The organism is Pseudescherichia sp., from assembly GCF_031979925.1.
Taxonomy (GTDB): domain Bacteria; phylum Pseudomonadota; class Gammaproteobacteria; order Enterobacterales; family Enterobacteriaceae; genus Pseudescherichia.
Window position 1 is genome coordinate 209,691 of sequence record NZ_DALZFB010000004.1, and the last position, 12,841, is coordinate 222,531.

Here is a 12,841-nt window from a genome sequence, read left to right on the forward strand (position 1 = left end):
GCGAGTCACGCAGTGACGAGTAATCCTCTATCACCGACCAAATTTGAAAAGCCTGACCTCACGGTCAGGCTTTTTGCTTTCTGGAGTCAGTGAGGATGAGAACCTCCGGGGGCAGGGAGGTTCGACTCGAGCGCAGCGAGAGAGCGTTGCTTTAGCAACGACCCGCAGGGCGAGTCACGCAGTGACGAGTAATCCTCTATCACCGACCAAATTTGAAAAGCCTGCTCTAAGAGCAGGCTTTTTTGCATTTGTGCCTGACTGAATTCCCTGCTCGGGCCTGCATTGTTTCGCCGGGTGGCGGCTCCGCCTTACCCGGCCTACAAAGGCAAAACTGTGCACCCTGTAGGCCCGGCAAGCTTGCGCCGCCGGGCGTGCTCGTCCCGCCGACTTTTCACCTCGTTTGTTAACCGTTTTGTGACATATTCCATTGTATTTATTTATATATAGATGAATCTTTTTTCGCGTTGCTTATGGCTAACTCAGCATTTTCCGCTGTGCGTTTTAACGTTCGCGGTATTAATCGCTCAGATATTCATCATCCTGTCAGAATTTTTTCACAATATTTGCTAATGCAAAACGCTGGTTCACGTGGTCTGAGGAGTTAATCGTCCTGCCATGCAGGCCATAGCACAAATTTCTCTGCTGGAAATAGCGGATTGCGCTTTTTTTACGCTTTGTTTGTTAATTCTCACCTTCGTTGTAAAACCCGGTTACCTGTATTGACGTTTTGACATTCTGTTGACAGATTGTAGGGCATGAGGGGCATTTCATGGAGAATCTGCACTGCAACTCAGTCAACCTGTTGAAAGGAATCACCTCCCCTTAAGCTGCCTTTGGGCACCGCCGACCAGACCGGTAAAAAATAAATAAAGGTTTGTCGGTTATACCCGCTGCAACGGGTAAACAACACATATCACATTGGAGCAGAATAATGAGTATTTCCTTGAAGAAGTCAGGGATGCTGAAGCTTGGTCTCAGCCTGGTGGCTCTGACCGTCGCAGCAAGTGTGCAGGCCAAAACCCTGGTTTACTGTTCTGAAGGCTCGCCGGAGGGTTTTAACCCGCAGCTCTTTACTTCTGGTACCACCTATGACGCCAGCTCCGTACCGATCTACAACCGTCTGGTTGAGTTCAAAACGGGCACCACGGAAGTGATTCCGGGCCTGGCTGAAAAGTGGGACGTTAGCGAAGACGGTAAAACCTATACCTTCCACCTGCGTCAGGGCGTGAAGTGGCAGGATAATAAAGAGTTTAAACCGACGCGTGAATTTAATGCAGACGACGTCGTCTTCTCCTTCGATCGCCAGAAAAATGCTGAAAACCCGTATCATAAAGTCTCTGGCGGCAGCTATGAATACTTCGAAGGCATGGGCCTGCCGGACCTGATTAGCGAAGTGAAAAAAGTGGACGATCATACCGTTCAGTTTATTCTTTCGCGTCCGGAAGCACCGTTCCTGGCCGACCTGGCGATGGACTTCGCATCCATCATGTCAAAAGAGTATGCGGATAACATGCTGAAGGCCGGCACGCCGGAAAAAATCGACCTGAACCCAATCGGTACCGGTCCGTTCCAGCTGCTGCAGTACCAGAAAGATTCCCGTATCCTGTACAAAGCCTTTGAAGGCTACTGGGGCACCAAGCCGCAGATCGATCGTCTGGTCTTCTCCATCACGCCTGACGCTTCTGTACGCTATGCAAAACTGCAGAAAAACGAATGCCAGGTGATGCCATATCCAAATCCGGCTGACATCGCGCGTATGAAGCAGGATAAAAACCTGAACCTGATGGAGCAAGCGGGCCTGAACGTGGGCTACCTCTCTTTCAACACCGAGAAAAAACCGTTTGATGATGTGAAAGTGCGCCAGGCGCTGACCTACGCGGTCAACAAAGAGGCGATCATCAAAGCCGTTTACCAGGGCGCGGGCACCGCGGCGAAAAACCTGATCCCACCAACCATGTGGGGCTATAACGACGACGTTAAGGATTATACTTACGACGTAGAGAAGGCGAAGCAGCTGCTGAAAGAAGCGGGTCAGGATAAAGGCTTCACCGTTGAGCTGTGGGCGATGCCGGTTCAGCGTCCGTACAACCCGAACGCTCGCCGTATGGCTGAGATGATTCAGGCTGACTGGGCGAAGATTGGCGTGCAGGCCAAAATCGTGACCTACGAGTGGGGTGAGTACCTGAAGCGTGCTAAAGCTGGTGAACACCAGGCGGTGATGATGGGCTGGACCGGGGACAATGGGGATCCGGACAACTTCTTCGCGACCCTGTTCAGCTGCGATGCGGCAAAACAAGGCTCTAACTACTCTCGCTGGTGCTACAAGCCGTTTGAAGATCTGATCCAGCCGGCGCGCGCCGCCGACGATCACAACAAGCGTATCGAGCTTTACAAACAGGCTCAGGTGGTGATGCACGATCAGGCTCCGGCGCTGATCATCGCTCACTCCACCGTGTACGAGCCAGTGCGTAAAGAGGTGAAAGGCTACGTTGTAGATCCATTAGGCAAACACCACTTCGAAAACGTGTCTGTCGAATAATAAAAAGCGTAAGGGGTGCAACTGCACCCCATGCCCGGCGGCGCTACGCTTGCGCGGGCCTACGAGTGTAGGCCGGGTAAGCGAAGCGCCACCCGGCGTTAGATTTGTGAGCAATACAGACGTTACGTCACTGGACGTGCGTCATCAGAGAGAATTCGGGTTATGTTGCAGTTCATCCTCCGACGTCTGGGATTGGTTATCCCGACGTTTATCGGTATCACCCTTCTCACCTTTGCCTTTGTCCATATGATCCCCGGTGACCCGGTGATGATCATGGCGGGTGAGCGTGGTATCTCCCCTGAGCGCCATGCGCAGCTGCTGGCTGAGCTGGGCCTCAACAAGCCGCTGTGGCAGCAGTACGTCAACTACGTTTGGGGCGTTCTGCACGGCGACTTAGGGATTTCACTGAAAAGCCGTCTTCCGGTGTGGGAAGAGTTCGTGCCGCGTTTTCAAGCGACGCTGGAGCTCGGTGTCTGCGCCATGATTTTTGCCGTGGCCGTCGGTATCCCGGTGGGCGTTCTTGCCGCCGTGAAGCGCGGTTCCATTTTTGACCACACCGCAGTGGGCCTGGCCCTGACCGGCTACTCCATGCCGATCTTCTGGTGGGGCATGATGCTGATCATGCTGGTCTCGGTGCAGCTCAACCTGACCCCCGTCTCGGGGCGCGTCAGCGATATGGTGTTCCTCGACGATAGCAATCCGCTCACCGGTTTTATGCTGATCGACACCGCCATCTGGGGCGAAGAGGGCAACTTTATCGATGCGCTGGCGCATATGATCCTGCCTGCGGTGGTGCTGGGCACTATCCCGTTGGCGGTCATTGTCCGTATGACCCGTTCAGCGATGCTGGAAGTGCTGGGCGAGGACTACATCCGTACTGCCCGCGCCAAGGGCCTGACACGCATGCGCGTGATTATCGTTCACGCCCTGCGTAACGCCATGCTGCCGGTGGTGACCGTTATCGGCCTGCAGGTGGGAACGATGCTGGCCGGGGCGATCCTGACCGAAACCATCTTCTCCTGGCCGGGACTGGGCCGCTGGCTGATTGACGCGCTGCAACGCCGCGACTATCCGGTGGTGCAGGGTGGGGTACTGCTGGTAGCGACGATGATTATCCTCGTCAACCTGCTGGTCGATCTGCTCTATGGCGTGGTGAACCCGCGTATTCGGCATAAGAAGTAAGGGGCCATCATGTCACAAGTTACTCAAGATAAAGTTGTCTCCGCTCCGGTGCCAATGACGCCGATGCAGGAGTTCTGGCACTACTTCAAACGTAACAAAGGCGCGGTCGTCGGCCTGGTGTACGTTGTGGTGGTGCTGATTATTGCCATTTTTGCCAACTGGATTGCGCCCTATAACCCGGCGGATCAGTTCCGTGACGCGTTGCTGGCCCCGCCTGCGTGGCAGGAGGGCGGCAGCCTGGCGCATATCCTCGGTACCGACGACGTTGGCCGCGATGTGATGTCGCGTCTGATGTACGGCGCGCGCCTGTCGCTGCTGGTGGGCTGTCTGGTGGTGGTGCTGTCACTGATCATGGGCGTCGTGCTCGGTCTGGTAGCGGGCTACTTTGGCGGTCTCGTCGATAACATCATCATGCGCATAGTCGATATCATGCTGGCGCTGCCAAGCCTGCTGCTGGCACTGGTGCTGGTGGCTATCTTCGGCCCCTCGATAGTTAACGCCTCGCTGGCGCTGACCTTCGTGGCGCTGCCGCACTACGTACGCTTAACGCGTGCCGCCGTGCTGGTAGAGGTTAACCGCGACTACGTTACCGCCTCGCGGGTGGCGGGTGCGGGTGCGATGCGTCAGATGTTCATCAACATTTTACCCAACTGCCTTGCGCCGCTGATTGTTCAGGCATCGCTCGGCTTCTCTAACGCCATTCTCGATATGGCCGCCCTTGGCTTCCTCGGCATGGGTGCGCAGCCGCCAACGCCGGAGTGGGGCACCATGCTCTCCGACGTATTGCAGTTCGCACAGAGTGCCTGGTGGGTCGTGACCTTCCCGGGTCTGGCGATCCTGCTGACGGTGCTGGCATTTAACCTGATGGGTGACGGTCTGCGTGATGCGCTCGATCCCAAACTGAAGCAGTAAGAGGCACGAGAATGGCGTTATTGAATATTGATCAACTGTCGGTGCACTTCGGCGACGAAGGGACACCGTTCCGTGCCGTAGACCGCGTAAGCTACAGCGTTGAGCAGGGCGAAGTGGTTGGCATTGTCGGGGAGTCCGGCTCCGGTAAATCCGTCAGCTCGCTGGCGATTATGGGCCTGATTGACTTCCCGGGCCGGGTGATGGCAGAGAAACTGGAGTTTAACGGCCAGGACCTGAAGCGCATCTCTGAAAAAGAGCGCCGCAATCTGGTGGGTGCCGACGTGGCGATGATCTTCCAGGACCCGATGACCAGCCTTAACCCGTGTTACACGGTTGGCTTTCAGATTATGGAAGCCATTAAGGTGCACCAGGGCGGCAGCAAACGCACCCGTCGCCAACGGGCTATCGACCTGCTGACCCAGGTAGGCATTCCGGATCCGGCGTCGCGGCTTGACGTCTATCCGCACCAGCTCTCCGGTGGGATGAGCCAGCGCGTAATGATTGCGATGGCTATCGCCTGCCAGCCGAAGCTGCTGATTGCCGATGAACCGACCACTGCGCTGGACGTAACCATCCAGGCACAGATTATCGAGCTGCTGCTGGAGCTGCAGCAGAAAGAGAACATGGCGCTGATCCTGATCACTCACGATCTGGCGCTGGTGGCCGAAGCGGCACACAAAATCATCGTGATGTATGCGGGTCAGGTAGTCGAGACCGGAAGTTCGCACGATATCTTCCGTGCGCCGCGCCACCCCTATACTCAGGCGCTGCTGCGTGCGCTGCCTGAGTTTGCTCAGGATAAAGCCCGTCTGGCCTCGCTGCCGGGCGTGGTGCCGGGTAAATACGATCGCCCGACCGGCTGCCTGCTCAACCCGCGCTGCCCGTATGCTACGGATAAATGCCGCGTCGAAGAGCCAGGCTTAAACCTGGTGGACAACGGACGTCGTTCAAAATGTCACTATCCACTCGATGATGCCGGGAGGCCTAATTATGAGTACGCATGAGGCCACAACCCCTGTGCTGTTGCAGGCTATCGACCTGAAAAAACACTACCCGGTGAAGAGGGGGCTGTTTGCCCCGGAGCGCCTGGTGAAAGCCCTGGACGGCGTATCGTTCTCTCTTGAGCGCGGGAAAACCCTCGCGGTGGTCGGTGAGTCCGGCTGTGGTAAATCCACGCTTGGCCGTCTGCTGACCATGATTGAGACGCCCACCGGCGGCGAGCTGTACTATCAGGGGCAGGATCTGCTCAAGCACGATCCGCAGGCGCAGAAGCTGCGCCGGCAGAAGATTCAGATCGTCTTCCAGAACCCCTACGGCTCGCTGAACCCGCGTAAGAAAGTGGGTCAAATTCTCGAAGAGCCGCTGCAGATTAACAGCAATCTCAGCAAAGCGGAGCTGCGTGAGAAAGCGCTGTCGATGATGGCGAAGGTGGGTCTGAAGACCGAGCATTACGATCGCTACCCGCATATGTTCTCCGGCGGCCAGCGTCAGCGTATTGCCATCGCCCGCGGCCTGATGCTCGATCCGGACGTGGTGATTGCCGATGAGCCGGTATCGGCCCTCGACGTCTCCGTGCGTGCGCAGGTGCTGAACCTGATGATGGATCTGCAGCAGGATCTGGGACTCTCCTACGTCTTTATCTCCCACGATCTGTCGGTGGTAGAGCACATTGCCGATGAAGTGATGGTGATGTACCTCGGCCGCTGCGTAGAGAAGGGCACCAAGGAGCAGATTTTCAGCAATCCGCGTCATCCGTACACCCAGGCACTGCTCTCCGCGACGCCGCGCCTGAATCCGGACGATCGTCGGGAGCGTATCAAGCTGACCGGCGAGCTGCCCAGCCCGCTGAATCCGCCGCCGGGCTGTGCTTTCAGCGCCCGCTGCCGCCGTCGCTTTGGCCCCTGTACCCAGCTTCAGCCGCAGCTGAAATCGTACGGCGGCCAGCTGGTGGCCTGCTTTGCAGTGGACCAGGATGAGAACGGCGAAAAGCCAATTAACCCTGCCTGAGCCGTTTGATTTACCCATCCACAAAACCGGAGCATAGCCTCCGGTTTTTTATTTATAGCGCCCAATTAAAGTATTTCAAAATATTTCATGGAGTAACTAATTATTAAATTAAGAACTATCTTATTCAACCGGTTAGGCTGAAAGCCAATGCTAAATAGCCCCTTCGCAAAGTTTAATTTGCTTTAAATTAGCATGATATTCCAGTTATTTACCGCTTTTTCACTATTAAAAGCTTTGCTGTTTTTTACGGCAAAAAAAGATAGCATGTGTCCCGCGAATGTTTATCTTAGTGCTGTAAATAGGGCGAAAGTCGTAGAGCAGTAATATAGCCCCGCAATAATTAAGCATATGGAAGCCCGCTAACGGATCCCGTATTTACGCGATAATAAAATTTTAAACTCCAGCCTGTTAATAGCCGCTTTGGTCAAAACGGTATTGGGATCTTTTGTTTGTGAATCATGAGTATAGCTATGAATAATTATGATGATTTGCAGAGGTTTAAAGACAAGACTCACACACAGCAACACGATTTTAAAGACTTCTCGTCGCAAAACCTCGCGCATGACCACGGCAGCTGGGCCATTATCAACCAGCTCTCTCCGGCGACCGAAGAGTCGGCGCTGGCTATGGGCGGGCACGTCTCGCTGCCCGTTCCGCAGTCCGTCGATCCGGATACGTTCGCTCTTAAAGAGCAGCCGTTTGTCGCGCCAGTAGTGTTAACCGCGGCACCGCTTCCTGATGCCGCCCTGCCTATCTTCCAGAGCGTCGCAGCCCAGCTGGCGACGCCGCCCGCAGCCCCGGTGCTCGCGCCTGCGGCACTGGTAACGGCACCTGCGCCGATACCTGTGCCAATCCCCGCCGCCGCACCCGCCGCCCCGGTGAATTTCTCCCAACTCTTTGCGCCCAAAGCCGCAGAGGCGAAGCCCGCCGTTGAAAAAAATCAGCCGTTGAAATCGCTGTTAGAAAGGATCGCTTCATGCCGTTGATCTGTGTCTGTTCGCCGAAGGGGGGAGTAGGAAAAACAACCCTCACGGCAAACCTGGCCTATGCGCTGTCGCGCGCGGGCAACAAAGTGCTGGCGATTGATTTTGACGTGCAGAATGCGCTGCGCCTGCACTTTGGCGTTCCGCTCTCCGATGGCCGCGGTTTTGTAGCGAAAGCCGCTGAATCCGCCGACTGGAGCCAGTTTGTCCTCTCCGCAGGCGGCAATATCTTTGTTCTGCCCTATGGCGATGCCACAGAGCCGCAGCGCGAAGCCTTTGAAACGCGTCTGGTTCAGGATGAGCACTTCCTGCTGCGCGGTCTGAGCACCCTGCTTAACTACCCCGGCCTGATTATCATCGCCGACTTCCCGCCCGGCCCCTCGCCTGCGCTGAAGGCGCTGTCACGGCTGGCCGATCTGCATCTGGTCTCATTGCTGGCGGATACCGCCTCGCTCTCCCTGCTGCCGCAGGTGGAGAACCACCGTCTGACCGGCGACGTTCTTAACCGCAAAGCGGGCTACTACGTGGTGCTGAACCAGAGCGATAACCGCCGCCAGATCAGCCGCGACGTTACTGCTTTTATGGAGCAGCGGCTGGGCGAGCGCCTGATTGGCGTGGTCCATCGTGATGAGAGCGTGATAGAAGCCAACGCCTCCCAGCAGTCGATTTTCGATTTTAGCCCGGCCTCGGCGGCGGCGTTTGATATCGAGCTGATTGCCAGAAAAGTGACCAATATTCTGGGCGTGAGGGTCGGCGACGGCACCGTTCACAGCCAGCCAAAGATGTCTGGATTCTAATCTTCGCCAGGGCGAACAATGAAAAAGTTCCTGTTTTACCTTTTGATCCTGGCGCTGGCACCTGCCGCCGTGCTGGTGGTCATCACGCCAATGGATAGCCAGAAGCAGTATCTCTTTGGCCTGATCAGCATCGGCATTCTCTTCTTAATGGGCTACAGCAAAAAGCGCAGCATCTCCGTGATCATGGTGGTGATGTCGTTCCTGATGTCGACGCGCTATATCTACTTTCGCGCCACCCAGACCCTGCACTTTAACTCTGAGATAGAGACCATTCTCGGCATCGGCCTGTTCCTCGCCGATCTCTACGTCTGGGTGATGCTGCTGCTGAACTACCTGCAAACCATCTGGCCGCTGAAGCGGGAGATTGTGCCCCTGCCGGAGGATATGAGCCTGTGGCCGACCGTTGACGTCTACGTCCCCACCTATAACGAATCGCTGGACGTGGTGCGCGACACCGTGCTGGCGGCGCAGTGCATTGATTACCCCAGGGATAAAATGAAAATTTATATCCTCGACGACGGCAAGCGCAGCGAGTTTGCCATGTTTGCCGCCGATGTCGGGGTGGGGTATATCACCCGTAACGATAATTCGCACGCCAAAGCGGGCAACCTTAATCACGCCATGAAGCTGACCAACGGCGAGCTGATCTGCGTCTTTGACTGCGACCACGTCGCAACCCGTATCTTCCTGCAGGCCACCGTCGGCGGCTTCCTGAAGGATCCGAAGCTGGCCCTGGTGCAGACTCCGCACTTCTTCTACTCGCCGGATCCCTTTGAGCGCAACCTCTCCGTGGGCCGCAATATTCCTAACGAAGGGATGCTGTTCTACGGCCCGATCCAGCGGGGTAACGATAACTGGAACGCCACCTTCTTCTGCGGCTCCTGTGCGGTGATCCGCCGTAGCGCACTGGAAGAGATTGGCGGTTTTGCGGTAGAGACGGTAACCGAAGACGCCCATACCGCGCTGAAGATGCAGCGCCTGGGCTGGGGCTCGGCGTTTATCGATATTCCGCTGGCCGCCGGGCTTGCCACCGAGCGTCTGGTTCTGCACATCATCCAGCGTACCCGCTGGGCGCGCGGCATGACGCAGATCTTCCGCCTCGACAACCCGCTATTTGGTCGCGGCCTGACCTTCCAGCAGCGCCTGTGCTACCTCAGCGCCATGCTCTACTACCAGTTCGCCATCCCGCGCATCATCTTTTTGACCGCGCCGCTGGCCTATCTGCTGTTTAACCTCAACATCATCTACTCCTCGGCGAGCCTGGTATTTGCCTACGCGCTGCCGCACCTGTTCCTGTCGATCTACCTCAACTCACGGCTGAACGGGCGCTACCGCTACAGCTTCTGGGGTGAGATCTACGACCTGGTGCTGGCGTTCCATATCGTGCTGCCCACCATGGTGACCATGCTCTTCCCGAAACGCGGCAAGTTCAACGTGACCGATAAGGGCGGCCTGCTCAACGTCGGCTACTTTGACTTCAGCGTCGTGCGCCCGCACCTGGTGATCGCCTTCCTGCTGACGATTGCGGTGGTCTGGGGGATCGTGCGCGCCTTCGCGTATGACCACTTTGGTGTCGATCCGCAGGTTATCGCGCTTAACGTCGGGTGGGGGCTCTACAGCCTGATCTTCCTGCTGGCGGCGATTGCCGTTGCCCGAGAAACGCGGCAGACGCGTAAAACGATTCGTATCGATGTGAAAATTCCGACGCTGATCCACTACGCCAGCGGCATCTCTTCCCGCAGCGAGACCGCTGACCTGTCGATGGGCGGCTGCCGCGTCGCCGTACCAGACGGCCGTCACCTGACCGATGAGATCGAAGAGATTGAGCTGCAGCTTCAGTCTGGGGCGATCAGCATTCCGGTGAAGACCATCGCTGCCGACGATACCTACGTGCGGCTGAAGTTTGAAGATATCCCGCTCTCCCGCCGCCGCGAGCTGGTGCGGGTGGTGCTCTCCCGCGCCGATGCATGGATCCAACCTCAACGACCGCAGGACAACCCGTTCCGCTCGATGCTGACCATTATGCGTTGCGTGTTTGACCTCTTCTGGCTGACGTGGAAGTCACGCCGTGAAAACCGCCGCCAGCGTGCGGTGCTCAAAGCTGCGCAGGAGAAGGGAAGCGTATGAAACGTTTAACCTCTCTGGCGCTGCTGGTTAGCGCACTGTTCATTACGCCACTCTACGGGGAGGAGACCACGCCTGCCGATCTGCTGCCGTTGGATCTGCCCCCACCGGTAGTTAACCCGGCACCTGCGCCGACGGCCTTTATCCCGACGGTGGTGAACGATATTACCCTGGCGCAGATGGGCCAGCCGCAGGGCATCGTCCTCAGCGGTGGCCAGCTGCAGGGCGGGGTGGCTTTTACCCTGCCGGTGAGTCAGGTGATCACCAACGCCCAGCTGGCGCTGAACCTGAAGGTCTCCCCGGCGATGGCGACCCGCAACGCCACGATGCAGCTGATGCTCAACGGCCAGCCGCTGGGCACCGTGCCGCTGGGAGCTGCCGACAGCGACGTCTCCCGCTTCCAGCTTGATCTCCCGGCGGCGCTGCTGGTCTCCAGTAATACCCTTAGCTTTAAGGTCAACGACGGCGACGCGATGATGTGCCAGCGCGATCTCACGGATAAGTACCGCGTGACCATCCTGCCGGACTCGAAGTTTAGCCTTGAGGGGCAGCAGCTGGATATCGGCTCCGATCTCAGCCACTTCCCGCGCCCCTTCTTTGACAGCATGCAGATGACGCCTGCCACCATCGCTTTTGCTTTCCCGGCAACGCTGACGGCGGACACCATCAGCGCGGCGGCGTTGATCTCCTCATGGATGGGTATCCAGGCGGACTATCGCGGCGTCTCGTTCGCTGCCCGGAGCGATCGCCTGCCGGAGAAGAACGGCATCCTGGTCGGCCACCCTGGCGAGCGTATCGGCGGCCTGACCCTGCCCCAGGGCAGCGGGCCGACGTTGAGCATTATCGATAACCCGGCGAATCCTCCCTATAAGCTGCTGCTGGTGGTGGGCAACGACGATCGCGCCCTGCGGGCGGCGGCCTGGCGTCTGACGCGGGGCAACTTTGTCCTGCAAACCCCGAGCGTCACGGTGGACGGCGAGTCGATCCCGGTCAGCAAACCCTACGATGCGCCGCGCTGGATCCCCACGGATCGTCCGGTGAAGCTCTCGGAGCTGATCCGCAAGGATCAAAGTATGACCGTGAACGGGATCTGGCACGATGCGCTGCGGGTGGCCTTCCGCGCCGCGCCGGATCTTTTCCTCTGGGATGGCGAAACCATTCCGCTGCGCATTGGCTACCGCTTCCCGTCGGAGAGCTGGATTGATGAGGATCGCTCCTGGCTCAGCATGACCATGAACGACACCTTCCTGCACAACCTGCCGGTCAACAAGCAGGGGGCGCTGGAGACGCTGTGGCACAAAATGGGCGGCGACGCGCGCCAGGAGCAGTTCGACATGCCGCTGGAGCCGTACATGATCTACGGCGACAATCAGCTGTCGCTCTACTTCAACATCGTGCCGAAGGAGAGCGCGCCGTGCAGCGTGCTGCTGAATAACAATATCAAAAGCCGGGTGGATGACGACTCGTGGATCGACCTGAGCCACACCCGCCACTTCGCGCTGCTGCCAAACCTCTCCTACTTTGTGGGGGCCTCCTTCCCCTTCACCCGGCTGGCGGACTACTCGCAAACCGTGCTGCTGCTGCCGGAGAAGCCCACCGAGATCCAGGTTGGCACGCTGCTCGACATGGCGGCCCGCTCCGGTAACGCCACCGGGACGGCGCTGAGCCACAACCGCGTGGTGCTGGGCATACCCACTGCCGGATCGAACCTTGAACTGCTGCGCGATCGCGACGTGCTGGCAGTCACCGGGCTGGATCAGCACGACTTTAACCGCGAGCTGTTAAAAACCTCGCCCTTCGTAACCCATGACAATCTACTGAGCGTGCGTGAGCCGAGCCAGTGGCAGAAGATCCAGCGCTGGATGGCCGGGGACTGGAACGCAGACGGTCTTGAGGCCGATCGCTACTTCTCGTCGAACGAGTCCTGGCGCGGTTTCGTCAGCTTCCGCTCGCCGTGGAGCAGCGGACGCACGGTAGTGACCGCCATCGGCAGCAGCGACGACCAGCTCTCGCGGCTGCATAGCGATCTCGCCTCGCCGAAGATTAACGCCGGCATTCGCGGCGACGCGGCCATCATCACTAACGAAAACGGCGTGCGCAGCTTCCGCGTCGGTACGCAGTACCCGCGCGGCGAGATGCCGATGCACCTGATGGTGATCTGGTATGCCAACCAGCACTCCGGGCTGCTGGCGGTACTGGGGCTGTGCTTCAGCATCATTGTCGGGCTGGCGCTGTATGCCCTGTTGAAAAGACGTGCGCGTAAGCGGCTGGATCCGCAGGATGGAGAGTGAAAAGGG

9 protein-coding genes and 1 other RNA gene are annotated in these 12,841 nt (G+C 57.9%); all 10 read left to right on the forward strand.

Annotated features, from left to right (window positions below; genetic code table 11):
- The first annotated feature begins 74 nt into the window (after window positions 1-74).
- The 10 genes from RTM13_RS09335 (at window position 75) to bcsB (ending at window position 12,835) form a co-directional block, all read left to right on the forward strand.
- Window positions 75-209: non-coding RNA, RtT sRNA (locus RTM13_RS09335), on the forward strand.
- A gap of 722 nt (window positions 210-931) precedes the next feature.
- Window positions 932-2,539: a dipeptide ABC transporter periplasmic-binding protein DppA gene (gene dppA, locus RTM13_RS09340; RefSeq protein WP_312211775.1), complete on the forward strand. Its 1,608-nt coding sequence runs from the start codon at window positions 932-934 to the stop codon at window positions 2,537-2,539.
- 162 nt (window positions 2,540-2,701) lie between these two features.
- Complete coding sequence (gene dppB, locus RTM13_RS09345; protein WP_103820436.1) at window positions 2,702-3,721, forward strand: dipeptide ABC transporter permease DppB; 1,020 nt, start codon at window positions 2,702-2,704, stop codon at window positions 3,719-3,721.
- A 9-nt stretch (window positions 3,722-3,730) separates the two neighbouring features.
- The gene (gene dppC / locus RTM13_RS09350; protein ID WP_312211776.1) at window positions 3,731-4,633 is read left to right on the forward strand and encodes a dipeptide ABC transporter permease DppC; all 903 of its coding nucleotides are present in this window, start codon (window positions 3,731-3,733) and stop codon (window positions 4,631-4,633) included.
- Window positions 4,634-4,644: 11 nt separating this feature from the next.
- Window positions 4,645-5,637, forward strand: coding sequence for a dipeptide ABC transporter ATP-binding protein (dppD, locus tag RTM13_RS09355; RefSeq protein WP_312211777.1), 993 nt, complete (start codon window positions 4,645-4,647; stop codon window positions 5,635-5,637).
- A complete protein-coding gene (gene dppF / locus RTM13_RS09360) occupies window positions 5,624-6,640 on the forward strand; it encodes a dipeptide ABC transporter ATP-binding subunit DppF (RefSeq protein WP_312211778.1) in 1,017 nt (338 codons plus the stop codon). Before dppD ends, dppF begins: the two co-directional genes overlap by 14 nt.
- Before the next feature lie 470 nt (window positions 6,641-7,110).
- Window positions 7,111-7,626 (forward strand): cellulose biosynthesis protein BcsO, encoded by a 516-nt coding sequence (bcsO, locus tag RTM13_RS09365; protein WP_312211779.1) that lies wholly within the window; start codon window positions 7,111-7,113, stop codon window positions 7,624-7,626.
- Window positions 7,617-8,420 carry a cellulose biosynthesis protein BcsQ gene (gene bcsQ / locus RTM13_RS09370; protein ID WP_312211780.1) on the forward strand — a complete coding sequence of 268 codons (804 nt, stop codon included), beginning with the start codon at window positions 7,617-7,619 and terminating at the stop codon, window positions 8,418-8,420. Before bcsO ends, bcsQ begins: the two co-directional genes overlap by 10 nt.
- 18 nt (window positions 8,421-8,438) lie before the next feature.
- On the forward strand, window positions 8,439-10,547 hold the full coding sequence (bcsA, locus tag RTM13_RS09375; RefSeq protein WP_312211781.1) for a UDP-forming cellulose synthase catalytic subunit: 2,109 nt from the start codon (window positions 8,439-8,441) through the stop codon (window positions 10,545-10,547).
- Window positions 10,544-12,835: a cellulose biosynthesis cyclic di-GMP-binding regulatory protein BcsB gene (gene bcsB / locus RTM13_RS09380; RefSeq protein WP_312211782.1), complete on the forward strand. Its 2,292-nt coding sequence runs from the start codon at window positions 10,544-10,546 to the stop codon at window positions 12,833-12,835. Before bcsA ends, bcsB begins: the two co-directional genes overlap by 4 nt.
- The last annotated feature ends 6 nt before the right edge of the window (window positions 12,836-12,841 follow it).